General features: G+C 66.5%; 19 protein-coding genes and 1 riboswitch. Of the genes, 10 read left to right on the plus strand and 9 right to left on the minus strand.

Translation table 11 applies throughout. From position 1 onward, the window contains the following. Window positions 1-29: 29 nt before the first annotated feature. The 4 genes from CRJ03_RS18290 (at window position 30) to trmB (ending at window position 4,433) form a co-directional block, all read left to right on the plus strand. Window positions 30-917 carry a hemolysin family protein gene (locus CRJ03_RS18290; RefSeq protein WP_104020308.1) on the plus strand — a complete coding sequence of 296 codons (888 nt, stop codon included), beginning with the start codon at window positions 30-32 and terminating at the stop codon, window positions 915-917. A 25-nt stretch (window positions 918-942) separates the two neighbouring features. Further along, window positions 943-2,418: an apolipoprotein N-acyltransferase gene (gene lnt, locus CRJ03_RS18295; RefSeq protein WP_104020309.1), complete on the plus strand. Its 1,476-nt coding sequence runs from the start codon at window positions 943-945 to the stop codon at window positions 2,416-2,418. Window positions 2,419-2,456: 38 nt separating this feature from the next. Then, window positions 2,457-2,504: riboswitch (SAM-SAH riboswitch) on the plus strand. A gap of 5 nt (window positions 2,505-2,509) precedes the next feature. After that, complete coding sequence (metK, locus tag CRJ03_RS18300; RefSeq protein ID WP_104020310.1) at window positions 2,510-3,676, plus strand: methionine adenosyltransferase; 1,167 nt, start codon at window positions 2,510-2,512, stop codon at window positions 3,674-3,676. Between the two features lie 31 nt (window positions 3,677-3,707). Then, a complete protein-coding gene (trmB, locus tag CRJ03_RS18305) occupies window positions 3,708-4,433 on the plus strand; it encodes a tRNA (guanine(46)-N(7))-methyltransferase TrmB (RefSeq protein ID WP_439126647.1) in 726 nt (241 codons plus the stop codon). Between the two features lie 68 nt (window positions 4,434-4,501). On the opposite strand, the gene CRJ03_RS18310 is transcribed toward trmB, so the two are convergent. The 3 genes from CRJ03_RS18310 to CRJ03_RS18320 form a co-directional block, all read right to left on the minus strand. Then, on the minus strand, window positions 4,502-5,134 hold the full coding sequence (locus tag CRJ03_RS18310; protein ID WP_104020312.1) for a sulfotransferase family protein: 633 nt from the start codon (window positions 5,132-5,134) through the stop codon (window positions 4,502-4,504). A gap of 116 nt (window positions 5,135-5,250) precedes the next feature. Next, entirely contained in the window at window positions 5,251-6,789 is a 1,539-nt protein-coding gene (locus tag CRJ03_RS18315; protein ID WP_104020313.1) for a trimethylamine methyltransferase family protein, read from the minus strand. Between the two features lie 513 nt (window positions 6,790-7,302). Then, entirely contained in the window at window positions 7,303-8,355 is a 1,053-nt protein-coding gene (locus tag CRJ03_RS18320) for a LacI family DNA-binding transcriptional regulator (protein ID WP_240611718.1), read from the minus strand. Between the two features lie 128 nt (window positions 8,356-8,483). Between CRJ03_RS18320 and hisD the strand changes: the two genes are divergently transcribed. Next, entirely contained in the window at window positions 8,484-9,791 is a 1,308-nt protein-coding gene (gene hisD / locus CRJ03_RS18325; RefSeq protein WP_104020314.1) for a histidinol dehydrogenase, read from the plus strand. A 231-nt stretch (window positions 9,792-10,022) separates the two neighbouring features. Here the strand turns inward: hisD and pyrG are convergent, their stop codons facing one another. From pyrG to CRJ03_RS18340, 3 genes are all read right to left on the minus strand, one after another. Further along, window positions 10,023-11,672 (minus strand): CTP synthase, encoded by a 1,650-nt coding sequence (gene pyrG / locus CRJ03_RS18330; RefSeq protein ID WP_104020315.1) that lies wholly within the window; start codon window positions 11,670-11,672, stop codon window positions 10,023-10,025. Between the two features lie 165 nt (window positions 11,673-11,837). Then, on the minus strand, window positions 11,838-12,203 hold the full coding sequence (gene secG, locus CRJ03_RS18335) for a preprotein translocase subunit SecG (protein ID WP_104020316.1): 366 nt from the start codon (window positions 12,201-12,203) through the stop codon (window positions 11,838-11,840). 72 nt (window positions 12,204-12,275) lie between these two features. Continuing rightward, window positions 12,276-12,671 carry a DUF6524 family protein gene (locus CRJ03_RS18340; protein ID WP_104020317.1) on the minus strand — a complete coding sequence of 132 codons (396 nt, stop codon included), beginning with the start codon at window positions 12,669-12,671 and terminating at the stop codon, window positions 12,276-12,278. Between the two features lie 147 nt (window positions 12,672-12,818). Here CRJ03_RS18340 and CRJ03_RS18345 point away from each other — a divergent pair, with 147 nt between their 5' ends. Beyond that, window positions 12,819-14,114, plus strand: a complete 1,296-nt coding sequence (locus tag CRJ03_RS18345; protein WP_104020318.1) for an adenylosuccinate synthase — start codon at window positions 12,819-12,821, stop codon at window positions 14,112-14,114. A 10-nt stretch (window positions 14,115-14,124) separates the two neighbouring features. Beyond that, window positions 14,125-14,367 carry a DUF2842 domain-containing protein gene (locus CRJ03_RS18350; protein ID WP_104020319.1) on the plus strand — a complete coding sequence of 81 codons (243 nt, stop codon included), beginning with the start codon at window positions 14,125-14,127 and terminating at the stop codon, window positions 14,365-14,367. Window positions 14,368-14,431: 64 nt separating this feature from the next. On the opposite strand, the gene CRJ03_RS18355 is transcribed toward CRJ03_RS18350, so the two are convergent. Then, on the minus strand, window positions 14,432-16,849 hold the full coding sequence (locus tag CRJ03_RS18355; protein ID WP_104020320.1) for a GcvT family protein: 2,418 nt from the start codon (window positions 16,847-16,849) through the stop codon (window positions 14,432-14,434). Window positions 16,850-17,142: 293 nt separating this feature from the next. Here CRJ03_RS18355 and CRJ03_RS18360 point away from each other — a divergent pair, with 293 nt between their 5' ends. Both CRJ03_RS18360 and uvrA read left to right on the plus strand, forming a co-directional pair. Continuing rightward, window positions 17,143-19,566, plus strand: coding sequence for a GcvT family protein (locus CRJ03_RS18360; protein WP_104020321.1), 2,424 nt, complete (start codon window positions 17,143-17,145; stop codon window positions 19,564-19,566). A 208-nt stretch (window positions 19,567-19,774) separates the two neighbouring features. Beyond that, window positions 19,775-22,633 (plus strand): excinuclease ABC subunit UvrA, encoded by a 2,859-nt coding sequence (gene uvrA / locus CRJ03_RS18365; protein WP_104020322.1) that lies wholly within the window; start codon window positions 19,775-19,777, stop codon window positions 22,631-22,633. 487 nt (window positions 22,634-23,120) lie between these two features. On the opposite strand, the gene CRJ03_RS18370 is transcribed toward uvrA, so the two are convergent. Both CRJ03_RS18370 and CRJ03_RS18375 read right to left on the minus strand, forming a co-directional pair. After that, window positions 23,121-23,624 carry a rhodanese-like domain-containing protein gene (locus tag CRJ03_RS18370; RefSeq protein WP_104020323.1) on the minus strand — a complete coding sequence of 168 codons (504 nt, stop codon included), beginning with the start codon at window positions 23,622-23,624 and terminating at the stop codon, window positions 23,121-23,123. Between the two features lie 179 nt (window positions 23,625-23,803). Beyond that, window positions 23,804-24,190 (minus strand): DUF302 domain-containing protein, encoded by a 387-nt coding sequence (locus tag CRJ03_RS18375; RefSeq protein ID WP_104020196.1) that lies wholly within the window; start codon window positions 24,188-24,190, stop codon window positions 23,804-23,806. A gap of 230 nt (window positions 24,191-24,420) precedes the next feature. On the opposite strand from CRJ03_RS18375, the gene CRJ03_RS18380 reads away from it, so the two are divergent. After that, on the plus strand, window positions 24,421-24,635 hold a 215-nt coding region (locus CRJ03_RS18380), incomplete at its 3' end, for a hypothetical protein (RefSeq protein ID WP_206018396.1).

Genomic DNA, 24,635 nt, shown 5'->3' on the forward strand with positions numbered 1-24,635 from the left:
GTTTTGCCCCGCCACCTGAGACGAGACGAATGGACGAAAGCATAGAAGGATCACCTGGCGCGGCGCGGAGCGCGCAGCCTGAGGGCCGAACCGAGAGCGACGAGACGGGCGGATTCTTTCGCCGGGTTATCGGTATTTTCAACCACAGTGACGAAGACGACGCGGAGGACGAGGTGCCCGACGGATCGGGGGCCGCGATCTTTGGCGTCGATCGGTTGCGCGATGTCACGGTCGAGGACGTGGCCGTCCCCACCGCCGAGATCGTCGCCGTGCCGGTGGATATCACGCTGGACGATCTCGTGCAGGTGTTTCGCGAGAGCGGCATGTCGCGCCTGCCGGTCTTCGAGGGCACGCTCGACACGCCGCTCGGCATGATCCACCTCAAGGATTTCGCGCTCAAGCACGGCTTTAACGGCAAGAGCGCGAAGCTGTCGATCCGGCCCATGCTGCGCCCGTTGCTCTATGTGCCGCCGTCGATGCCGATCGGCGTGCTGATGCAGAAGATGCAGGCCGAGCGACGGCACATGGCGCTGGTGATTGACGAGTATGGCGGTGTCGATGGCCTCGTGACCATCGAGGACCTGATCGAACAGGTGGTGGGAGAGATCGAGGACGAGCACGACACCGACGACGATGCCTATTGGCACAAGGAGGGGCCGGGGTCCTATCTCGCCGCCGCCAAGACGCCGCTGGATCAGTTCGAGGCCGAGATCGGCCTGTCGCTCACCGACACCGACGAGGTCGACGAGGAAGAGATCGACACGCTTGGCGGGCTGGTCTTCATGCTGCTGGGCCGGGTGCCCGCGCGCGGCGAGGTGATCGAGCATCCCACGGGCGCGAGCCTCGAGGTGGTCGAGGCCGACCCGCGCCGGATCAAGCGGGTGCGGGTGCGCGTCCCGAGTCTCGCCGGTGAGTGACGTCTTGCCCGCGCCGCTCGCCCGCATGGGGTGGCCCGTGCGGGTGGCGGCGGTGCTGGCGGTTGGCGCGGTGGCGGCGCTCGGGCAGGCCCCGTGGGGGCTGTGGCCTCTGACGCTGATCGGGTTCGCGCTGGTCTATGGGTTTTTCCGGCAGACGGAGGGCTGGCGCGCGGCGGCGTTGCTTGGCTGGGGCGTGGGCACCGGGCATTTCCTGCTGGCACTTCACTGGATCGTTGAGCCGTTCATGGTCGATGCCGCGCGGCACGCCTGGATGGCGCCTTTTGCGCTTGTGGGGCTGGCAGGGGGCGCCGGGCTCTACTGGGGTGCTGGGCTGGTGCTGGCGCGCGCGGCCGGCGGCGGCCCGGCCGCCTTTGTCGCCGGGCTGGGGCTGGCCGAGGCCCTGCGCGGCTGGCTCTTTACCGGATTTCCCTGGGCGCAGCCGGGGCACGCGCTGATCGACACGGCATGGCTGTACTGGGCCGCGTGGCTTGGTGCGCCGGGGTTGCTGGTGCTGGTGCTGGGGGCGTCGGTGGCGCTTTGGCACGTGGCGGCGGGCGCGCGGGCCTCTGGCGCGGCTGCGCTCGCTGCGGTGGCGGCATTGTGGCCGCTCGGCGCGGCGCTCACACCCGAGGCGGCGCCCGTGCCCGGGGCGCCGGTGGTGCGGCTTGTCCAGCCGAACGCGCCGCAGCACGAGAAGTGGCAGCCCGACAAGGTGCAGACGTTCTTCGATCGCCAGCGCGCCTTCTCGGCGGCGGGCGCGGTGCCGCCCGATCTCGTGGTGTGGCCGGAAACGGCAGTGCCGGTGCTGCTCGAACGCGCAGAACCGACGCTTGAGGCCATATCGGAAGCGGCGCGCGGCGCGTCGGTCGTGCTGGGCATCCAGCGCACCGAGGGGCCGCGCATCTACAACTCGCTGGCCGTGGTCGAGGCGGGCGGCGCGGTGACAGGGGTCTATGACAAGCACCACCTCGTGCCGTTCGGCGAATACATGCCGTTCGGCGACCTGCTGGCGCGGTTCGGGATCTACGGGCTCGCGGCCAGCGAGGGGCAGGGCTATTCGGCGGGGCCGGGTGCGCGGCTTGTCGATCTTGGGCCGCTGGGGCGGGCGCTGCCGTTGATCTGCTACGAGGGGGTTTTCGCACGCGACCTGCTTGCGGCACCGGGGCGCCCCGAATTCCTGCTGCTCATTACCAACGATGCCTGGTTTGGAAAAATTTCCGGTCCTTATCAGCACCTTGCGCAGGCACGGCTGCGCAGTGCGGAGCTGGGGCTGCCGATGATCCGGGTGGCCAATACCGGCGTGTCGGCGATGATCGACGCCACCGGCCGCGTGACCGACCGCATCCCGCTGGGCGAGGCGGGGTGGCGCGATGCGCCGCTGCCGCCGTCCTTGCCCGAGACCGTCTACGCGCGGCTGGGAGATGTGCCGATGCTGGCGCTCTACGCCGCCCTTCTGGCGTTGTCGTCGTGGCGCAACAGGGCGGGTGCGCGGCGCATTTAGCGATTGACGCCGGGGGCTTGCGGGCTTACCCACTGTCAATCCCGTCACAACGGCTTCCTGGCGTGACGGTTGTACCCAATGGAGCGATCACATGTCCCGACAGAACTATCTCTTTACCTCCGAATCCGTTTCGGAGGGGCACCCCGACAAGGTCTGCGACCGGATTTCCGACGCGGTGCTCGATGCCTTCCTGGGTGAGGAAGAGAATGCGCGCGTCGCTTGCGAGACCTTTGCCACCACGAATTGCGTGGTGGTCGGTGGCGAGGTGGGGCTGTCGGACCGCTCGCGGCTGGCGGAATTCATGGGCCGGATCGACGGGATCGTGCGCGACTGTGTCCGTGACATCGGGTATGAGCAAGACGAATTTCACTGGAATACCTTGCAGTTACACAACATGCTTCATCCTCAGTCGGCGCATATCGCGCAGGGCGTGGACCGCGATGGCGCGGGCGATCAGGGGATCATGTTCGGGTTTGCCGTGGACGAGACGCCGGAGCTGATGCCGGCGCCAATCCTGTATTCCCATGCCATCCTCAAACGGCTGGCCGAGGTGAGAAAATCCGGCAAAGAGAAGACGTTAGGCCCCGATGCCAAGTCGCAGCTCACGCTGCGCTACGAGAATGGCAAGCCGGTGGAGGTGATGCAACTCGTTCTGTCGACGCAGCACACCGACGAGGCGCAAACCAGCGACGACATCCGCGCCATCGTCGAACCTTACATTCGGGAAGTGCTGCCCAATCAATGGCTTACGGACAAAACCGAATGGTGGGTGAACCCGACCGGGACGTTTGTCATCGGCGGACCGGACGGCGATGCGGGGCTGACCGGGCGCAAGATCATCGTCGATACCTATGGCGGCGCGGCCCCGCACGGGGGCGGGGCGTTTTCCGGCAAGGACCCGACAAAGGTAGACAGATCAGCGGCTTACGCGGCGCGTTACCTCGCCAAGAACATCGTGGCCGCGGGACTGGCGCACAAATGCACGCTGCAACTGAGTTATGCCATCGGGGTGGCAAAGCCGTTGTCGATCTACGTGGACACGCACGACACCGGGCAAGTGCATGAATCTGCTATTGAAAATGCGATCAGCAAGGTCATGGACCTGACCCCGCGCGGCATTCGCGAGCACCTGGAGCTGACGCGGCCGATCTATGCGCGCACCGCCGCCTACGGGCATTTCGGGCGCGCACCGGAGGCCGATGGCGGCTTTAGCTGGGAGCGGACCGACCTGGTGGATGCGCTGAAAAAGAGCGTTTGAACAACGGCTTGGCGCGCGTTCTTCGTGTGACATGCGAGGTGATATGACGGCCCAACACCACCCGAAAGGCGCGCCGTGGCGCAATTTTCACGGGCGTATCAAGGGCAAGGCGCTGCGCCCCAACCAGGAGGCGTGGCTGGACGAGGACCTGGGCCGTTTGTCGCCCGGGGCGGTCGATTGGGAGATCAATCCCGAGCGGAAACCCATTGATCTGAAAGACTATTTCGGAGACCGGGAAATCTGGCTGGAGATCGGGTTCGGCGGTGGCGAGCACATGGTGCACCAGGCGGTTGCGAACCCGGAGGTGGGGATCGTCGGCTGCGAGCCTTACATCAACGGCGTGGCCATGCTGTTGGGCAAGATCCGCAAGTCTGGCGCACAAAATATTGCGGTCTACCCGGGGGACGTCCGCAACATGTTTGATGTTTTGCCCGAGGAGTCGATCTCGCGTGCCTTCCTGCTCTATCCCGATCCGTGGCCGAAAAAGCGCCATCACAAGCGCCGTTTCGTCACTGAAGAACATTTAAGACCGCTATCCAAGTGCCTGAAAAAAGGGGCAAATTTCAGAGTTGCAACCGATATCCCCGACTACGTGCGCCAGACATTGGAAGAGGTGCCGCGGTACGGGTTCGAATGGCTGGCGGAGCGGCCCGGCGATTGGCGCGCGCCGTGGAACGACTGGATTTCAACACGTTACGAGCAAAAGGCGCTGCGCGAGGGGCGCGTGCCGCATTACCTGACATTTCGCCGGACCTGAACCGCGAACCTGCAGGTTCACGCGCCGAACCGGGAGGTTCGGGACGGACAGCGCGCGCGCCGTTAACCTTATTCCGGCTCGCCGCCGAAATGCGCCCAGAACTCGTCGCGCGGGTTCGACCGGGGGAAGGGCGTATCCGGCACCGGCACGCGCAGGAAATCGCAGAGCGGCCCCCACCCGTCGGCGACATTGAAGATCAACAGCCGGTCGGCGGGGACGGTTTCGCGCACGGCGCGGTTGTTGGCGCGGTAGGCGGCGATGGCGCAGTCGCGGTCGGTGTGATCGACGAAGGTGTTTTTCAGGAACCAGCCGGACATGGTGTCGAAGATGTCGCGGATATGCGGCGGCAGGTCCAGCGTCGGGGCGTTGGTAAAGAACTTGCTGATGGTGGTGCTGAAGCTGCGCCACCAATCTTCTTCGGGGCGCTCGGTATGGATGACCTTGGCGTCGGGGAAGGCGTAGATCGTCCGCGGCCAGACGGCGGCGCCGGGCCAGTCCACCTGCGACTTGAACCCGGCAAAGACCTCGTGCCAGTCCACCGGCGCGCCGCGGGCGATGGCGGCCCAGTGGGCGGGCTGTTCGGGGCGCTGCATCACCTCGTACATGTGGTGACAGGGGCCGAAGCCCAGCTCTTCGAGGGCGAGCTTGGTGGACATGGTGCCGGTGCGCCCGAAACCGGAGCCGATGATCTGAAGGGACATGGGCGTGGTCTCCTGATGCGTCGAACGGGGACAGAATACCCGGGGTCGCGGAATTGTCCTAGCCGAAACCGGACCCGGGCGGCGCGGCGGGATACCGACCTGCCGCCCGGGGACCGTTACGACCCCAGATGTATCCGGAACCGCGCGCGGATCGCCACGTCCAGGTCAGGCGCAAAGCGGGCGGGCGCGCGGGTGGCGAGGATGCGCTGCTTGCGGGCGGTGGCGGTGGCGATGAGGTCGGGCTGGCCCTGCTCGACCCATTCCTTGGGCGAGGCGCGGTTGGCGCAGGCGGGGTAGAGGTAGTCGGTCTGCATCCGCGCCAGCGTCTGGCCCGCACCGAGGTAATGGCCCGGACCGCCGATGCAGGCGTCGCGGATCACCTCGAGGCTGAGCGTGTCCTCGTCCACCTCGATGCCGCGCACGCATCGGAGCGCCTGGCCGATCAGGTCATCGCCGAGGATGAGCGACTCGTGGCAGAAGCCCAGCAGCGAGGCGTGCATCCCGGCCGCCTCGTAGACCATGTTGAGGCCTGCGAGCCCGGCCATGACGTTGGAGGTGGCCTGCTCCCACCCGGCCTGCATGTCGGGCAGCTTGGAATCGGCGATGCCGCCGACCGCGCCGCCGGGCAGGCCGTAGAACTTGTGCATCTGCGCGCAGCCCGCCGACAGGAGCGCCTGCTCGCCCGAGCCGCCGGACATCGCGCCGGTGCGCAGATCGCTGACGAAGGGCCAGGTGCCGAAGATCGCCGGGTGGCCCGGCTTGACCGCGTTCACGTAGACCAGCCCGGCGAGGCATTCGGCCATCGCCTGCACGATGGCGCCCGCGATGGGGGCGGGGGCGGTGGCCCCGGCCTGCCCGGCGGACAGGAGCAGCACCGGCATGCCGCTGCGGATCACCTCCTCCATCACGCGGCAGGATTCGGTCGCGAATTTCATCGGCGGGACGACGAAGCAATTGGAATTGCTGACGAAGGGGCGATCGCGCCACGCGCCCTCGCCGCCCGCGACCAGGTGCAGCATCTCGATCGCGTCGGCGACGAACTCCGGTTCGGTGAAGGACACGCCGACATGCTTGGTGGTGCCCGCGCAGCAGGCGTAGAGCGTGTTGAGGTCCATCTCGCGGTTGTCGACGATGTCGCGGCAGACCAACGGGCGTTGCACGAAATGGATATTGTCGAGCGTGTCGGCGATGCGCGCGGCGTCGTGCAGGTCCTGCACGGTGCTGTCGCGGTAGTCGCCGGTGGCCACGTCCACGAGATGCACCGCCGCGCCCGCCGTGCCGTAATGCACGCGGTTGCCCGAGAGGGTCAGGTCGTGGCGCGGGTCGCGGCCGTGCAGGGTGATCGCGCGGTTGGCGCGGGCGATGGTGTCCTCGATCAGCGCGCGGGGAAAGCGCAGCCGCCCGTCGGGGCCGGGGATGGCACCCGCGCGGGTCATGTGCTCGACGCCGGAGGGGGGCGCGTCGGCGAGGCCGATCTGTTCGAGCGCGTCGAGTGCCGCGGCGTGGATGCGGCGCATCTGTAGCTCTGTCAGCGGGTGGTAGAGCCCGCCGTCGAGGCCCGGGCGGACCGGGCGCAGTGTGTCGGCGAGGGGGGCGGCGCGTGCGTCACGGCGCGCGGCGCGGCCGCCGGAGCGGCGCGGGGCGGTGGCTGTCATCGGGAATTGTCCTTGGCAAGATCGCAGGGTGGGGTGCGGCGGTTGGCGTGCCCTCAGGGCCGCCCGCGCGGGGCAAGCCCACGTTCCGCCCCGATGGTGCGGCATACGAGCGCGATCTTGCTGCGTGGGGCCATGACGCCGTCCTCCTTCGGCGAGCAAAACCGAATCGGCCCGGCCTGTCTGTCGTGTTTGCGACCGGTGTCGCAAACGGAACATGATGGGGCGGGTGTCGGCTCTTGGGGGGCGGTGGGGCAGCCTGAGCCTGGGGGGTGGTATTTGGCCTGTTACGGACTCGGGATTAGCCGCGCATCGACGGGCCGCGGTGCGGCGATCCGACGATGGTTCTGCCGCGCTTTATGGCTGCCAAATCCGAAAAAGGCCCGAGCGGGACGCAGGTTCCAGCCAAATCGCCGGGCCGTGGGTGCGGCCCGTCGATGCGCGGCGGCGCGTGACCGCGCCTTTACTCCGCGCATTGGCACCAAGCTGTGAGGGTCCGCTCCACGTCAAACCCCGTCACCCCGGACCCCCTGCGACCGGTGGCGGGCCGAGCGAGGCGCGCCACGCGATCCCGGCGTCGAGGCGCAGGCCGGGGGGCGGGGCGGCGCCCGCGCGCATGTCGAGCAGCATTTGCGCCGCGCGCCGGCCCATCTCGCAATGCGGCACGTGCACGGTGGTGAGCGCGGGGGTGAGGATCGCGGCCAGTTCGATATCGTCGAAGCCGGTGACCGAGACGTCGCCGGGCACGTCGATCCCCAGCGCGCGCGCCTGCGTGACGGCGCCTGCGGCGAGCACGTCGTTGCCGCACAGCACCGCCGTGGGGCGCGGATGCGCGTCCATCAGGCGGGCAAAGGCGGCGGCGCCGTTGGCGATGGAATAGGGCGTTTCCTCGACCAGTAGCGCGCGCGCGTCGAGCCCCGCCGCCGTCATCGCTGCGCAGACGCCTTCGAAGCGTGCGCGCGCGCGGTCGTTGCCGGCGCGGTCGGCGGTGATGAGGGCAAGGCGGCGGTGGCCGAGCGCGATCACCTCGGCGGTGAGCGCCTGCATTGCCGCGCGGTTGTCGAAGCCCACGCAGGGCCGTGGCGCGCCCTCGTCCCAGGCCCAGGCGACGAGGTAGGGGATGTGCTGGCGGTCGAGCAGGGCGTAGGCGGCCGCGGTCCGGTCATGGCCGATCAGCAGGAGCGCCTCGGCGCCGCGCGTGATGAGGGTGCGGATCTGGTCCTCTTCCTGCTCGGGCTTGTAGGAGGAGGATGCCACCAGCAGCGTCACGCCATGCTCGCGCAGCGTGTCCTGAAATGCCTGGAGCCCGCGCGCGAAGATGGCGTTGTCCATCGTGGGGATCACTGCGCCGAAGGTGTTGGTGCGGCGGGCCGCGAGCGCGCGGGCCCCGAAATTGGGCGCGTAGCCGAGATCGCGAACCGCCTGCATCACCCGGTCGCGCGTGGCCTGCGTGACCTGGCTGGGGGCGTTGAGGGCGCGCGAGACCGTGGCCGTGGAGACGCCCGCGCGCGCCGCCACGTCCGAGAGGGTGGGGGCGCCGGGGGCGGTGTCTGTGCGGTCGGGTGGCAAGGGGCGGTCTCCGGGCTGGTCGGGCGCAGTCTAGCGCCGGGATGCAAGCGCTTTCAATCGGGCTTGCGTCAGAATATGTAAGCGCTTACATCTTGCCGAATACACAATTTTTCGCGGAGGAGGCGCGCATGCCGACGGAATATCTCAAGAAAGCCCCCCGCCATTCGCGCAGCGACGCCAGCGAGACGCGCGACATCGTGCGGGGCATTCTCGACGATATCGAGGCGCGGGGGGACGCCGCAGCGCTGGAATATGCCGCGAAGTTCGACCGCTACGAGGGGGAATTGGTGCTGTCGCCCGAGGCGATCGCGGCGGCCGCGGCCAAGGTGCCGGAAAAGTTGCGCCGCGACATCGAGTTCGCCCATGACAACGTGCGCAAGTTTGCCGAGGCACAGAGGGCCACGGTGGCCGATTTCGAGGTCGAGGTGGTGCCGGGGCTGATCGCCGGGCAGAAGGCGATCCCGGTGCACGCGGCGGGGTGCTACGTGCCGGGTGGGCGCTATAGCCATATCGCCAGCGCGATCATGACCGTGACCACCGCCAAGGTGGCCGGGTGCCGCAATATCGTGGCCTGCTCGCCGCCGCGCCCCGGCGTGGGCATCAATCCGGCCATCGTCTACGCCGCGCATGTCTGCGGCGCCGACCAGATCCTCGCGATGGGCGGGGTGCAGGGGGTGGCGGCGATGACCTTCGGGCTGTTCGGGCTGCCCAAGGCCAATATCCTCGTCGGTCCCGGTAACCAGTTCGTGGCCGAGGCCAAGCGGATGCTGTTTGGCCGGGTCGGCATCGACATGATCGCGGGGCCCACCGACAGCCTGATCCTCGCCGACGCGAGTGCCGACCCGATGATCGTGGCGACCGACCTGGTGGGGCAGGCCGAGCATGGCTACAACTCTCCCGTCTGGCTGGTGACCGACGACCGGGCGCTGGCCGAGGAGGTGATGCGCCTCGTGCCGCTGCTGATCGACGACCTGCCCGAGGTCAATCGCGACAACGCCGCAGCCGCCTGGCGCGACTATGCCGAGGTGATCGTCTGCGCGGACCGCGAGGAGATGGCCGCCACCTCCGATGCCTATGCGCCCGAGCACCTGACGGTGCAGGCGGCCGATCTCGACTGGTGGCTGGGGCGGCTGACCTGCTATGGCTCGCTGTTCCTGGGCGAAGAGACGACCGTGGCGTTCGGCGACAAGGCGTCGGGCACCAACCATGTGCTGCCCACCGGCGGAGCGGCGAGCTATACCGGCGGCCTGAGCGTGCACAAGTACATGAAGATCGTGACCTGGCAGCGCGCCACGCGCGAGGGATCGCGCCCGGTGGCGGAGGCCACCGCGCGCATCGCCCGGCTGGAGGGGATGGAGGGGCACGCGCGCACCGCCGATATCCGGCTGCGCAAGTATTTCCCCGGTCAGAATTTCGACCTGTCGGCGGAGGGCTGAGGTGGCGGGCGCGCTGTTTTTTTCGTCGGTATTGCGTCGGTGGCGGCGCACGGGGGGTGAGGGCTTGGGGCTGGCGCGCAGGTTGCAGCGAAATCGCCGTGCCGTGCGGGCGGCCCGGCGATGCGCGGCGGCGCGTTCCGCGCCTTGATTCCGCGCATTGGCACTAGGACCTGAACGCCCGCTCCAGGCCAAAATCCGGCTAGACACGGGCCACGACAGCCCGCGCCACCCTTAGACCAACCGCGACGTCTCGATCGCCGCGCGGACGAAATCGGCGAAGAGCGGGTGGGGCGCGAAGGGTTTGGATTTCAGTTCGGGGTGATATTGCACGCCGATGAACCACGGGTGATCGGACCATTCCACGATCTCGGGCAGGCGGCCATCGGGGGACATGCCGGAAAAGGTCAGGCCGCATTTTTCGAGCTGCTCGCGATACTTGGTGTCCACCTCGTAGCGGTGGCGGTGGCGCTCGTCGATATGGGTCGTGCCGTAGACCTGCGCCACGCGGGAGCCCTCCTTGAGCACCGCGTCATAGGCGCCGAGTCGCATGGTGCCGCCCTTGTCGTCGCTGACCTTGCGCTGCACCTTCTCGTTGCCCTGCACCCATTCCTTGAGGTGGTAGACCACCGGCTCGAACCGTTTATGGCCGGCCTCGTGGTCGAACTCTTCGGAGCCCGCATCCTTCAGCCCGGCGACGTTGCGCGCGGCCTCGATCACCGCCATCTGCATGCCGAGGCAGATGCCCAGGTAGGGGATCTTGCGGGTGCGGGCGAATTCGGCGGCGCGGATCTTGCCCTCGGTGCCGCGCTCGCCGAAGCCGCCGGGCACGAGGATGGCGTGGAAGCCCTCGAGATGGGGGGCGGGGTCCTCGCGCTCGAATATCTCGGCATCGACCCATTCGACATTGACCTTGACCCGGTTGGCCATGCCGCCATGGATGAGCGCCTCCTTGATGGATTTATAGGCGTCTTCGAGCTGCACGTATTTGCCGACGATGGCGATATTGACCTCGCCGTCGGTGTTGTGGATGCGGTCGACCACGTCCTGCCAAACGGTCAGGTCAGGGCGCGGTGCGGGGCTGATCTGGAACGCGTCGAGCACCGCCTGATCGAGCCCTTCGTGATGGTAGGCGAGCGGCGCCTCGTAGATCGACTTGAGGTCATAGGCGGCGACGACATGCTCCTTGCGGACGTTGCAGAAGAGCGCGATCTTTTCGCGTTCCTTGTCGGGGATCGGCTGTTCGGAGCGGCATACGAGGATGTCGGGGGCGATGCCGATGGATTGCAGTTCCTTGACCGAGTGCTGGGTCGGCTTGGTCTTGAGTTCGCCGGAGGCGGCGAGATAGGGCAGGAGGGTGAGGTGCATGAAGATGCATTGCCCGCGCGCGCGGTCATGGCTGAACTGGCGGATCGCCTCGAAGAACGGCAGCCCCTCGATATCGCCCACCGTGCCGCCGATCTCGCACAGCATGAAATCGACCTCGTCCTCGCCGATCTTGAGGAAGTCCTTGATCTCGTTGGTGACGTGGGGAACAACCTGGATGGTCTTGCCGAGGTAGTCGCCGCGGCGCTCGCGCTCGAGCACGTTGGAATAGATACGCCCCGAGGAGACGGAATCGGTGAGCCGGGCGGGGACGCCGGTAAAGCGCTCGTAATGGCCGAGGTCGAGGTCGGTCTCGGCACCGTCATCGGTGACGAACACCTCGCCATGCTCGAAGGGCGACATGGTGCCGGGATCGACGTTGAGATACGGGTCGAGCTTGCGCAGCCGGACCGAGAAGCCGCGCGCCTGCAAGAGCGCGCCCAACGCCGCCGAAGCGAGCCCCTTGCCGAGCGAGGAAACCACGCCGCCAGTGATGAATATATACCGTGCCCTGGCCATTCGGCCCCCCCCGTGATGCTGCGTCTCGTTCGCCGGTCAAAGCCCCGGATGGCCTTGAGTCGCCACCCGATCACGGGATTTAACCCATAAAGGATTCCGTGCGCCCGCGCAAGGTGGACGCTAGATCATGTTGCGGGCGCGCGAGGCACCCGCAATGGTTTGTGGTCAGTCCGCCGTTGGCGTGAGCGGCGCGTCGCTCGAGGGCGGCGGCAGCAGGTCATCGACATTGGGCAGGCCCGGCGCGGCCGGTTCTTCGGCGGCCGGGGTTTCGGTATCGCCCAGCCGGTCGAGCACCGAGACGCCCGAGGATTTCTGCGCCGCGAGCACCGTGAGGGTAAGCGACGTGGCGATAAACGCGATCGCGAGAATCCAGGTGAGCTTGCCCAGTGCGGTGGCCGCCGCGCGGCCCGAGATGGCGCCGCCCCCGCCGCCGCCCATGCCGAGCCCGCCGCCCTCGGAGCGTTGCAGGAGCACCACGCCAATCAGCGAGAGCGCCAGAAGCAGGTGGATGGTCAGGACGACGTTTTCCATGGGGGGCAGGGCCTGTCACTTGATCTCGGTCTGGGCGGTATCTATGCAATTCCACCGAGCGCCGCAACCCGCCTATTCGTCCACGTCATCCATGTCCGCCTGCCCCGAGAGCCTGCGGCGGACGTGGGACCAGCTCAGCCCGATGCCCAGCACCAGCGACAGCGCCAGCAGCGCGATCCAGATGTTGAGGGTGGGATCCTCGAAGGAGACGATCCCGTGATCCCTGAGCACCCAGATCGCCGAGCCGACGATGGCCAGCACCATGATCATGCCAAAGGCCCCGATCGAGCGCAGCGTGGCGCGCAGGTAGATCGTGTAGCCGACCATCAGCAAGAGCCCCAGCAGCACCGCCATCGGCATCTGCGCGCCCGCGTTTGCCTGCGCCCAGGTGAGGTAGTTCCATTCTGTCGGATTGAAGGTCAGCGCCAGCAGCCCGAAGGCCGCCACCCACCTGGCGAAAAATCCCATGTCACGCCCCCTGCGAAAAATCATTTGCCCCGATTTTCGCCCGGCGCGGCGTGCCTGTCCAGTGGGCTTGGGCCGAAATTCCGGTTTCGCCCCGCCAATGCCCCCGGTATAGAGGCGCGCGGAAAGCCGCAGGCGTGGGGAGAGATCATGGCCAATGTCGTCGTCGTGGGCGCCCAGTGGGGCGATGAGGGAAAAGGCAAGCTCGTCGATTGGCTGAGCGAGCGCGCCGACGTGATCGCGCGCTTCCAGGGCGGGCACAACGCGGGCCACACGCTGGTCATCGACGGCAAGGTCTACAAGCTCAACGCGCTGCCCTCGGGGGTGGTGCGCGCGGGCAAGCTCAGCGTCATCGGCAACGGCGTGGTGCTCGACCCCTGGCACCTGGTGCAGGAAATCGAGGCGATCCGCGGGCTGGGCGTGACCATTACACCCGAGACGCTGATGGTGGCGGAAAACACGCCCCTCATCCTGCCGATCCACGGCGAGCTTGACCGCGCGCGCGAGGAGGCGGCCAGCAAGGGCACCAAGATCGGCACCACCGGGCGCGGCATCGGCCCCGCCTACGAGGACAAGGTGGGCCGCCGCGCGGTGCGGGTGGCCGATCTAGCCGACGAGGCGACGCTGATCGCGCGGGTGGACCGGGCGCTGCAGCATCATGACCCGCTGCGCCGCGGCCTCGGTATCAAAGCCGTCGATCGCGAGGCGCTGATTGCCCAGCTCATGGAGATTGCGCCGCAGGTGCTGCCCTATGCCGCACCGGTCTGGAAGGTGCTGGGCGAGCAGCGCCGTGCCGGCAAGCGCATCCTGTTCGAGGGCGCGCAGGGCGCGCTTCTCGACATCGATTTCGGCACCTACCCGTTTGTCACCTCGTCGAACGTGATCGCCGGGCAGGCGGCCACCGGCGTCGGGCTGGGCCCCGGCGCGATCGACTACGTGCTGGGCATCGTCAAGGCCTATACCACCCGCGTGGGTGAGGGGCCGTTCCCGACCGAGCTGCATGATGCCGACGGACAGCGGCTGGGCGAGCGGGGGCGCGAGTTCGGCACCGTGACGGGCCGGCAGCGGCGCTGTGGCTGGTTCGACGCCTGCCTCGTGCGCCAGACCTGCGCCACCTCCGGCGTGAATGGCATCGCGCTGACCAAGCTCGACGTGCTCGACGGGTTCGAGACGCTCAGGATCTGCACGGGTTACGATCTCGACGGTCGTCGGCTCGACTACCTGCCGACGGCGGCTGATGAGCAGGCGCGCTGCACGCCTCTCTACGAGGAGATGGAGGGCTGGAGCGAATCGACGGAGGGCGCGCGGAGCTGGGCCGACCTGCCCGCCGCCGCCATCAAGTACGTGCGCCGGGTCGAGGAGTTGATCGGCTGCCCGGTCGCGCTACTGTCCACCTCACCCGAGCGCGAGGATACGATCCTCGTCACCGACCCGTTCGCCGATTGAGGAGGCAGACATGGCGCTTGGCTACAAGGCGCGCAAACGCTGGTCGCTGGTGGTGCTGCTGGTGGCGCTGCCCGCGTATATCGTCGCCGCCGTTACCCTCACCGACTGGCTGCGCGCGCGGTATGACGGCATGCCCATGCTGGTCGAACTGATCGTGTTCGTCGTGCTCGGTGTGGTCTGGATTTTCCCGCTCAAACGCATCTTTATCGGCGTGGGCCAGCCCGACCCGGACGAGCGGCAGGACCGGCCCTGATCTTCATCTTGCCGAAAATATCCAGCCCCCCGGCGTAGGCCATGCCCGCCGCCGGGGGGCTGGCTCAGCCGCGCATCCGGGTGCCGTCGGCGTCGAACAGCGGCTCGGTGAGCAGGCGGGCGGGGCATTTCTCGCCGAGGATCTCGATCTCGGCCTCCAACCCGGGTTCCGCGTCGCCCGCGGGCACCAGCGCCAGCGCGATGGACTTGCCCGCGTGGTGCGAATAGCCCCCCGAAGTGCAAAAGCCGCGCACCTCGCCGTCGATCCAGACCGGCTCGTAGCCGTTCACATCCGCGTCCGTTGCCTCGACTTCGAAGGCGACGAGCGTGCGCGCCGCCCCTGCCGCGCGCTCGGCCTCGGCGGCCGCGCGGCCGATGAAATCGGCGTTCTTCTGCCACGCGATGAAGCGGTCCATCCCGGTTTCGCAGGGGGTGTAGTCGGGCGAGAATTCGCGTAGCCACGCGCCGAAGAACCTGTCGAGCCGAAGCGACATCATCGCGCGCATGCCGAAGGGTTTCATGCCGTGGTTTTGCCCCTCGGCCCAGAGCGTGTCCCACAGCGCGCGCTGCGCCATCGGGTCGCAATAGATTTCAAATCCCAGATCGCCGGTGAAGCTCACCCGCTGCACCAGGCAATCGACCATGCCAATGGTGACGTGGCGCAGGTCCATGAACCGCATGTCGGCCACGGCGTCGCGGGTGCAGGCCGTCAGCACGTCGCGCGCCTTTGGCCCGGCGATCTGGAAGCCGTTCAGCCGGTCCGAGATGTTCTCGACCTGCACGCCGCCGGCCTCGTTCATCTCGAACCAGCGCATATGTACCGCCTGCGCGCCGTAGGAGGCGGTGAGCTGGAACGCCTCGTCACCCAGGCACGACACGGTAAAATCGCCCCAGAGCCGACCCTGCGGCGACAGCATGGGCGACAGCGACAGCCGCCCCGGTTTCGGGATGCGGCCAGCCATGATCCGGTCGAGCCAGTCGCGCGCGTGAGGTCCGGTGACGAGGTATTTGCCGAAATTGTGCACCTCGTTGATGCCCACGCCCTCGCGCACCGCCCTGACCTCGCGCGCGGTGGCGTCCCAGGCGTTGGAGCGGCGGAAGGAGGGCGTCTCGAAGCGGGGTTCGTGTCCTTCGGCGAAGTAGTTGACCACCTCCAGCCCGAACTGGTGGCCCCAGACCGCGCCCATGCCATCGAACACGTCGTACATGGGCGTCTGGCGGAAGGGCCGGGCGGCGGGCAGTTCCTCGTTGGGGTAGCTGACCGAGAAGCGTTTCTGGTAGTTCTCGATCACCTTGGGGCGGGTATAGCCGGGCGTGATCCAGTCGCCGTAGCGGGCCACGTCCATCGCGGTGACGTCGCGCTCGCATTCCCCCTCGATCATCCATTGCGCCAGCATGAGGCCAACGCCGCCGCCCTGTGAAAAGCCTGCCATCACCCCGCAGGCGGACCAGTAATTGCGCAAGCCCGGCACCGGGCCGACCAGCGGGTTGCCGTCGGGGGCAAAGGTGAAGGGGCCGTGGATCACCGACTTGACGCCCGCGCGCCCCAGCGCCGGGAAGCGGCGGTAGGCGAATTCGATGCTGTCCTCGATCTTGTCGAAATCGTCGGGCAGCAATTCGTGGCCGAATTCCCACGGTGTGCCATCGACCGCCCAGGGGCGGCAGGGTTGCTCGTAAAAGCCGATGCAGAGGCCGCGCCCCTCTTGCCGCAGGTAGCTCTCGCCCGCGGGGTCCATGACGTGGGGGTGCTCGCCGCCGCCGTCGATGATCGCGGCGATCTCGGGCACCTCGTCGGTCACCAGATACTGATGCTCCATCGGGTGCAGGGGCAGGTAGGTGCCCGCCATTGCCCCCACCTCGCGCGCCCAGAGACCGGCGGCGTTCACGACATGCTCGGCATGGATGGTGCCCTTGTCTGTGACCACGTCCCAGGTGCCGTCGGGCCGCAGTTTGGTCTCGTGCACCATGCAGTGGGTCTCAATCGTGGCGCCGCCCATGCGCGCGGCCTTGGCATAGGCGTGGGTGGTGCCGGAAGGGTCGAGATGGCCGTCGAGGGGGTCGTAGAGCGCGCCGATGATGCCGTCGGTATTGGTGACGGGGGCGAGGCGCGCGATTTCCTCGGGGCCGACGATGTGGGTGTCGAGGCCCATGTAGCGGTGCTTGGCGCGTTCGGCGAGCAGCATGTCGAAGCGGTCGCGGTTGTCGGCAAGCGTGACGCCGCCGACGTGGTGCAGCCCGCAACTGAGGCCGGTGATCTCCTCCAGTTCCTTGTAAAGGCGGATGGTGTAGCCCTGCAGGGCGGCCATGTTGGTATCGCCGTTGAGCGTGTGAAAGCCCCCCGCCGCGTGCCAGGTGGAGCCCGAGGTGAGATCGGAGCGTTCCACCAGCATGACGTCGGACCAGCCGAGTTTCGTCAGGTGGTAGAGAACCGAGGCGCCGACGACGCCGCCGCCGATGACGCAGACGCGGGTGGTGGTTTTCATGGGTGCGGCCTCTTGCGGTTACAGTTTTGCCCAAAGTGGAACGGCTGCGCGGGGCCGCATGTCGGTTTGCGACAGGATGTGTCGTTTCTAATTGGTGGGTGCGGGGGTGGCGGCGTGGGTGCGTTGCGCTTTGCTGCAAGAATGAGGGGCGCTGCCCCTCAAACTCCCCGGGGTATTTCGGCCAAGAAGAAACCGCGGGCGTGGTAGCACAGCGACAGGATATGTCGGAGATCGGCAACCGGGCGCGGGGCGCGCGTTTCAGGGTGTCGGGGTGACAACCCGAGGGACACCCCATGAAGACCCATGCACAGGCCGTCGTGATCGGTGGCGGCGTTATCGGATGCTCGATCCTTTACCACCTTGCCAAGCTGGGGTGGCACGATGTCGTCCTGCTGGAGCGCGACGAGTTGACGAGCGGCTCCACCTGGCACGCCGCGGCCAATATTCACGGGCTGCATGACAGCGCCAATATCAGCCGTTTGCAGCATTACACGATGACCCTTTACAAGGAGCTGGAGGCCGAGACGGGGCAGAGCTGCGGGGTGTTTCAGCCCGGATCGCTCTACCTCGCGCAGACCGAGAACCGGGTGCATCAATTGCGCCTGCAGGCGGCGAAGGCCAAGCTATATGGCATGAATTTCCACGAGATTTCCCGCGACGAGGCCGAAAAGCTGCACCCGCTGGTGAATTTCGATGGCATCCGCTGCATCATGTACGAGCCCGATGGCGGCAATGTCGATCCGTCGGGCGTGACCAATGCCTACGCGGTGGGGGCGCGGCAGCGGGGGGCGGAGATCCATCGCTTTACCCCGGTGATGGCGACGCTGCCGCAGGCGGACGGGACATGGATCGTCGAGACGCCCAAGGGCAATATCCGCACGCCCTGGGTGATCAACGCGGCGGGGTTGTGGGGCCGGGAGGTGGCCAGGCTGGCGGGGATCGGACTGCCGCTGCAACCTACCGAGCACCAGTATTTCGTGACCGAAACCATTGCCGAGATCGCCGGGATGGACCGGCGGCTGCCCTCGGTCGCGGACCGGGATGGCGAGTATTACCTGCGGCAGGAGGGCAAGGGCCTGCTGATCGGCGCCTACGAGCGCGACATGCGGTTCTGGGCCGAGGATGGCACGCCGCTCGATTTCGCGCACGACCTGTTTCCCGACGATCTGGAGCGGATCGAGGACAACATGATGCGCGCCATTACCCGCGTGCCGGTGGTGGGCGAGGCGGGGATCAAGCGGGTGATCAACGGGCCAATGATCTGGTCGCCCGATGCCAACGTGATCCTTGGGCCGGTGCCGGAGCTGAAAGGGTATTTCTGCTGTAACGGGATCATCCCCGGCTTTAGCCAATCGGCGGGGATGGGCTGGATGGTGGCCGAGTGGTTGGTCAATGGCGAGATGAAATACGACATGTTCGCCTGGGATGTGGCGCGGTTCGGCCTGTGGGCCAATGATCGCGATTTCGTCAAGGCGAAGGTCAAGGACCAATACGCGCACCGCTTCGCCATCCATTATCCGAACGAGGAGCGCGCGGCGGGACGCCCGCTGCGGGTGCGGCCCGCCTACGAGATGCAGCGCGAGATGGGCGCGGTGTTTGGCCTCAACTATGGCTGGGAGCATCCGCTGTGGTTCGCGGATGCGCCGGGCACGCAGGACACCAACGGCTTTACCCGGCAGAACTGGTGGGCGCCGGTGGGCGAGGAGGCGCGGATGCTGCGCGAGCGCGCCGGGATCATCGACATCTCGAATTTCGCCAAGTACCGCGTCAGGGGACCGGGGGCGGAGGCGTGGCTCAACGCCGTGTTTGCCAACCGGATGCCACGCGCGGTGGGCCGGTCGTGCCTGACGCCGCTGATTGGTGTGCGCGGCGGGATCGCGGGCGACGCGACGGTGACGCGGCTGGGCGAAGATGAGTTCTGGGTGATTTCTTCGGGCATGGCGGAGCGTTATCACAAGCGGTTCTTGGACGCTGTGCCGTTGCCGGAGGGGACCACGTTCGACAGCCTGACCGAGGCGGTCTGTGGCTTCAACGTGGCGGGGCCCAAGTCGCGCGAGCTGTTGCAGCGGCTGACCAATGTGTCGCTTGAAACCTCGGATTTCCCGTTCATGGCGAGCCGACGGGTCGAGATCGCGGGCGTGGAATGCGTGGCGATCCGCGTGAGCTTTACCGGCGATCTGGGCTGGGAATTGCATTGCGCGACTCAAGATCAGGCGCGGCTTTACGCGGCGCTTATCGAGGCGGGGCGGCCCATGCGCGCGGGGCCGGTGGGCAGCCGCGCGCTGATGAGCCTGCGGCTGGAAAAGGGCTATGGCTCGTGGTCGCGCGAATACAGCCCCGAATACTGGCCGCAGGAGGCGGGGCTGGCCGACCTGTGCAAGATGGACAAGGATTTCCTCAACAAAGCGGCGTTGGAGCAGGTGATCGGCGCGGCCCCGCGCGAGCGGCTGGTGATGCTGGCGCTGGACGAGGCGGACGTGACCGCGTCGAACGCCGATGCCACGGGTGGCGAGCCGATTTTCAAGGAGGGCGCCGGCGTGGGGCGCGTGACCTCGGGGGCCTATGGCTATTCGGTGGGGATGAGCCTGGCGCTGGGCTACGTGTCTGGTGCCGAGCCGGGCGACGCGGTCGAGGTGATGGTGCTGGGACAGCCGCACCGCGCGCGCATCCTGCACGAGGCACCGTTCGATCCGAAGGGGGCGCGGCTGCGGGCGTGAGACGGCCGTAACCGGATCGAGGGGGCGGCTGGCCCGGAGCGGACGGTCCGACCAAGGGTAAAGGAGGCGCGCAAGGGGGCAGGCGCCGGGTGGCAGCGCCTGGCCTGACCGCGACCGTTTCGCAACGTTCACCTTATGTTCACAATTTCGGCTTGGACGACTCGCCGCTCTCCTCTATGTCATGGTCGGTGACAATGGGGGCTGCGGCATGGCCGAACTCAGGACGATCTCGGTGCGCGGTGCGCGCGAGCACAATCTCAAGAGCATCGACGTGGACATTCCGCGCGATCAGCTCGTGGTGATTACCGGGCTGTCGGGGTCGGGCAAGTCGTCGCTGGCGTTTGACACCATCTATGCCGAGGGGCAGCGGCGCTATGTCGAATCGCTCTCGGCCTATGCGCGGCAGTTCCTCGACATGATGGAAAAGCCGGACGTGGATCATATCAGCGGGCTTAGCCCGGCGATTTCCATCGAGCAGAGGACCACGTCGAAGAACCCGCGCTCTACCGTCGGCACGGTGACGGAAATCTACGATTACATGCGGCTGCTGTTTGCCCGCGTCGGCACGCCCTATTCACCGGCCACCGGCCTGCCCATCGAGGCGCAACAGGTGCAGGACATGGTGGATCGGGTGATGGCGATGGAGGCGGGCACGCGCGGCTATCTGCTGGCGCCGATCGTGCGCGACCGCAAGGGGGAGTACCGCAAGGAATTCCTCGAACTGCGCAAGCAGGGCTTTCAGCGGGTGAAGGTGGATGGCGCGTTTTACGAGCTGGACGAGCCGCCCACGCTCGACAAGAAATTCCGCCACGATATCGACGTGGTGGTGGACCGGCTGGTGGTGAAAGAGGGGTTGGAGACACGGCTTGCCGACAGTTTCCGCACCGCGCTCGATCTGGCCGACGGCATCGCCGTGCTGGAGACCGCCCCGCGCGAGGGCGAGCCGGAGCGGATCACGTTTTCCGAGAATTTCGCCTGTCCGGTCAGTGGCTTCACCATCCCCGAGATCGAACCGCGGCTGTTTTCGTTCAACGCGCCGTTCGGGGCCTGCCCCGATTGCGGGGGGCTGGGGGCGGAACTGTTTTTCGACGAGAAACTCGTGGTGCCCGACGAGGCGCTACGCGTGGGCGATGGGGCCATCGCGCCCTGGCGCAAGGGCAAATCGCCCTATTTCACCCAGACCATCAACGCCATCGCGAAACATTACGAGTTCGACAAGGCGACCCCGTGGAAGGATCTGCCCGCGCATGTGAAACAGGTGTTTCTCTATGGGTCGGGCGAGGAGGAAATCCGCTTTCGCTATGACGAGGGCGGGCGCGTCTACCAGGTGAGCCGGGTGTTCGAGGGGGTGATCCCCAACATGGAGCGGCGCTATCGCGAGACCGATAGCGCGTGGGTTCGAGAGGAATTCGAGCGCTACCAGAACAACCGCCCCTGCGGCACCTGCGGCGGCCATCGTCTGCGCCCCGAGGCGCTGGCGGTGCGGATCGCGGATTTGCATGTGGGGCAGGTGGTGCAGATGTCGATCCGCGAGGCGCATGACTGGTGCGCGACGGTGCCCGACCATCTCACGGCGCAGAAGAACGAGATCGCCCGTGCCATCCTCAAGGAAATCCGCGAGCGGCTGGGGTTTCTCGTCAACGTGGGGCTCGATTACCTGACGCTGAGCCGCAACGCGGGCACGCTGTCGGGCGGCGAGAGCCAGCGTATCCGGCTGGCGAGCCAGATCGGCAGCGGACTCACGGGCGTGCTCTACGTGCTCGACGAGCCCTCGATCGGGCTGCATCAGCGCGACAACGGGCGGCTGTTGCAGACGCTGCGCAATCTGCGCGACCAGGGCAACACGGTGATCGTGGTCGAGCATGACGAGGAGGCCATCCGCACCGCCGATTACGTCTTTGACATCGGGCCCGGCGCGGGGGTGCACGGGGGGCGCGTGGTGAGCCACGGCACGCCGGATGCGGTGGCCGCCGATCCGGCGTCGATCACCGGGCAATACCTGGCGGGTACCCGCGAGATCGCCGTGCCGTCCAAGCGGCGCAAGGGCAACCGCAAGAAGCTGACCGTGGTGCGCGCCACCGGCAACAACCTCAAGGACATGACGGCCGAGTTTCCGCTGGGCAGGTTCGTCTGCGTTACCGGCGTGTCGGGCGGGGGCAAATCGACGCTGACCATCGAGACGCTGTTCAAGACCGCCTCGATGCGATTGAACGGCGCGCGGCAGACGCCCGCGCCGTGCGAGACGATCAAGGGGCTGGAGCATCTCGACAAGGTGATCGACATCGACCAGCGCCCCATCGGGCGCACGCCGCGGTCGAACCCCGCGACCTATACCGGGGCGTTCACGCCGATCCGCGACTGGTTTGCCGGGCTGCCCGAGGCAAAGGCGCGCGGCTACAAGCCCGGGCGCTTCAGCTTCAACGTCAAGGGCGGGCGCTGCGAGGCGTGCCAGGGCGACGGGCTCATCAAGATCGAGATGCATTTCCTGCCGGATGTCTATGTCGAATGCGAGACCTGCAAGGGAGCGCGCTACAACCGAGAAACATTGGAAATTCGCTTCAAGGGCAAGAGCATAGCGGACGTTCTTGATATGACGGTTGAAGAAGCGCAGGAGTTTTTCCGGGCGGTGCCGTCGATCCGCGAGAAGATGGATGCGCTGGCGCGCGTGGGCCTCGGCTATATCAAGGTGGGCCAGCCGGCGACGACGCTCTCGGGCGGCGAGGCGCAGCGGGTGAAGCTATCCAAGGAACTGGCCAAGCGCTCCACGGGCCGCACGCTTTATATCCTCGACGAGCCGACGACGGGGCTGCATTTCGAGGATGTGAAGAAGCTGCTGGAGGTGCTGCACGAACTGGTCGAGGCGGGCAACACCGTGGTGGTGATCGAGCACAATCTCGACGTCATCAAGACCGCCGACCACATCATCGACATCGGCCCCGAGGGCGGCGATGGCGGTGGCGAGATCGTGGCCACCGGCACGCCGGAGGAGGTGGCGCAGGTCGAGCGCAGCCATACCGGGCGCTATCTCAAGGATATGCTGGCGGCGCGCCGGGTGGCGGCGGAATAGCGGTGGGGCGCCTGGCTTGCGTCAGCCACCCTGTCGCCCGATCCGCACGCGGGTCGGGCACAGCAAAAGGGGGCTTATCCCGGCATAGCGGCAGTCGCCACGAATGGATCGAAATGCAAAACAAATACAAATAAATCAATAACGTAAGTGAGGGGGTGTGCACTATGTGTGCAACGTGAAATCGACTTTCTGCGCGCTCCGCCCTGCGCTTGGCGGTTGCGATCATTCAGTCCATTTGACGTTCGCTTGAACCCGTGAATTCACATTCATACCAGATCCTTTCCTTGGGTAGCGCGCCATTCCGCAGACCGGGTCTTTTGCCGCCTCGGCTCCTGCTGGGATGTCGGGCGCGGCGTGATGCCGATCGTTATCCATGGTCTGCCAGCCTTTCTGGTTCTGCCGTAGTTTTACGCCTCCAGTGATCGGCCCTGCCGGAACCTTCGCGCCGACAGGTCGGCGGCAATCCCCAAAGGACCGCAGGGCACGGTCACGTGGCCGAAGCCTGTGTCGTCAGGCCCAGCACAAGCCAGTCCTGCATGCCGCCGCGGTAGTAGTAGATTTTTTCCGGCGGAAAGCCGTTGTCGACCATTGCGTGCATCGCGATCGAACTCTGAGGGCAGGCCGGGCCATTGCAAAACGCCACGACTTTCTTGGCGGCGTCGCAATTCCAACCTGACGATGATCGTACACATCCCAGCACGTCCAGACGGTCGGCAACTTCTCCAAATGGAATTGACATGCTTCCCGGAATCGTTCCCTTCAGCCGCCAATCGGAATTCCGCATGTCTACCACGACATGGTCGTCATCTTCCAGGCAGTCCAGGACCTCAAGTTCCCCGACAGGTGTAACGCCGTCTATCGGAACCATCGGTTGCAGATACCCGGTAATGAGTTGCATGTCGTTTCGGTGGCGTTCGATTCCAACCGGTCCGCCAGTCAGTTCGACCACCCGTTTCGTCTCGTCCGCCGTGATTTCGAGCAGTTCAACCATAATCGATCTCCGGTTCGGTTCTGTTTCATCAAGGGACTCGCGCCATTAGCACCTTGAGAGTCTCGCGCTGCATCTGGCTCCGGGTGTCGGCCAGGACCGACAGTTCAAACCACCCGACCCGGAATGCGGCGAACCCCAAGACTGCAATCGCGGCAAGGATGGCAGCGTGCAGGCTCAGCTCAGATCGCCTTGACGGCCTTGGTCAAAAGGTCGCGGACCTGGCCTGCGACAGCGGTCAATTCGCCGTTATTGATCGCCTGCATCGAGGCCACCGGGTCGATTGCGCTGACCTCGACCCCGCCGTCCACCTCTCGCAGGATCACGTTGCAGGGTAGCATCGCACCGACGCGCGGCTCCATCCCGATGGCTTCGTAGGCCATCTTCGGGTTGCAGGCGCCGAGGATCCGGTAGGCCGGCATCTCGACGTCGAGCTTCTTTTTCATCGTCGCTTGCACGTCGATCTCGGTCAGAACGCCAAATCCGTTGTCGGCCAGCGCGGCGTGCGTGCGGTCGGCGACGTCTTTGAAGGACATCCCATCGAAGGTACGGTTGATCGTATAGGTCATTGCAGCATCCTTTCAGTCGGAATCATCGAGCGCGTGGCGGGGCCGATGTCGAGGAGAGTGTTTGGGTGGGCCACATCCGGCACAAGGTCCGCACTCTGAAGCGGTTTCCCTTTTTGCCATGGTATCCCTGATTGCAGCGCACAGGGTGATCCAGATCAGTGTGCGTTGCAGTCTTTTCCGATTTGATGTGGTCAGAGCGGCCTTTGCCGCCACATTCAAGGAGATGTCGGATGACACACGGGATTGCAGCACGGTCGGCGACCCTGGCCACCGCAGCGACCGTGACGGCCACCACGGCCATGGCACAAGTCGGTGAAATGCCCAACCGGGATGCCCCCTTCTATGACGGGCATGGTATGATGTGGGGCGGTGATCAGTGGGGAGGATTGGGAATGGTGATTGGTCCGATCCTGATGATCCTGATCTTGGTCGCGATCGTCGTTGG

This window comes from Roseovarius nitratireducens, from assembly GCF_002925845.1.
GTDB classification, from domain to species: domain Bacteria; phylum Pseudomonadota; class Alphaproteobacteria; order Rhodobacterales; family Rhodobacteraceae; genus Roseovarius; species Roseovarius nitratireducens.

What these genes read in the sequence shown, in the direction of transcription:
- CRJ03_RS18290 (WP_104020308.1), top strand. Translation starts at nt 30, where the DNA reads ATGGACGAAAGCATAGAAGGATCACCTGGCGCGGCGCGGAGCGCGCAG.
- lnt (WP_104020309.1), top strand. Translation starts at nt 943, where the DNA reads ATGGGGTGGCCCGTGCGGGTGGCGGCGGTGCTGGCGGTTGGCGCGGTG.
- metK (WP_104020310.1), top strand. Translation starts at nt 2,510, where the DNA reads ATGTCCCGACAGAACTATCTCTTTACCTCCGAATCCGTTTCGGAGGGG.
- trmB (WP_439126647.1), top strand. Translation starts at nt 3,708, where the DNA reads ATGCGAGGTGATATGACGGCCCAACACCACCCGAAAGGCGCGCCGTGG.
- CRJ03_RS18310 (WP_104020312.1), bottom strand. Translation starts at nt 5,134, where the DNA reads ATGTCCCTTCAGATCATCGGCTCCGGTTTCGGGCGCACCGGCACCATG.
- CRJ03_RS18315 (WP_104020313.1), bottom strand. Translation starts at nt 6,789, where the DNA reads ATGACAGCCACCGCCCCGCGCCGCTCCGGCGGCCGCGCCGCGCGCCGT.
- hisD (WP_104020314.1), top strand. Translation starts at nt 8,484, where the DNA reads ATGCCGACGGAATATCTCAAGAAAGCCCCCCGCCATTCGCGCAGCGAC.
- pyrG (WP_104020315.1), bottom strand. Translation starts at nt 11,672, where the DNA reads ATGGCCAGGGCACGGTATATATTCATCACTGGCGGCGTGGTTTCCTCG.
- secG (WP_104020316.1), bottom strand. Translation starts at nt 12,203, where the DNA reads ATGGAAAACGTCGTCCTGACCATCCACCTGCTTCTGGCGCTCTCGCTG.
- CRJ03_RS18340 (WP_104020317.1), bottom strand. Translation starts at nt 12,671, where the DNA reads ATGGGATTTTTCGCCAGGTGGGTGGCGGCCTTCGGGCTGCTGGCGCTG.
- CRJ03_RS18345 (WP_104020318.1), top strand. Translation starts at nt 12,819, where the DNA reads ATGGCCAATGTCGTCGTCGTGGGCGCCCAGTGGGGCGATGAGGGAAAA.
- CRJ03_RS18350 (WP_104020319.1), top strand. Translation starts at nt 14,125, where the DNA reads ATGGCGCTTGGCTACAAGGCGCGCAAACGCTGGTCGCTGGTGGTGCTG.
- CRJ03_RS18355 (WP_104020320.1), bottom strand. Translation starts at nt 16,849, where the DNA reads ATGAAAACCACCACCCGCGTCTGCGTCATCGGCGGCGGCGTCGTCGGC.
- CRJ03_RS18360 (WP_104020321.1), top strand. Translation starts at nt 17,143, where the DNA reads ATGAAGACCCATGCACAGGCCGTCGTGATCGGTGGCGGCGTTATCGGA.
- uvrA (WP_104020322.1), top strand. Translation starts at nt 19,775, where the DNA reads ATGGCCGAACTCAGGACGATCTCGGTGCGCGGTGCGCGCGAGCACAAT.
- CRJ03_RS18370 (WP_104020323.1), bottom strand. Translation starts at nt 23,624, where the DNA reads ATGGTTGAACTGCTCGAAATCACGGCGGACGAGACGAAACGGGTGGTC.
- CRJ03_RS18375 (WP_104020196.1), bottom strand. Translation starts at nt 24,190, where the DNA reads ATGACCTATACGATCAACCGTACCTTCGATGGGATGTCCTTCAAAGAC.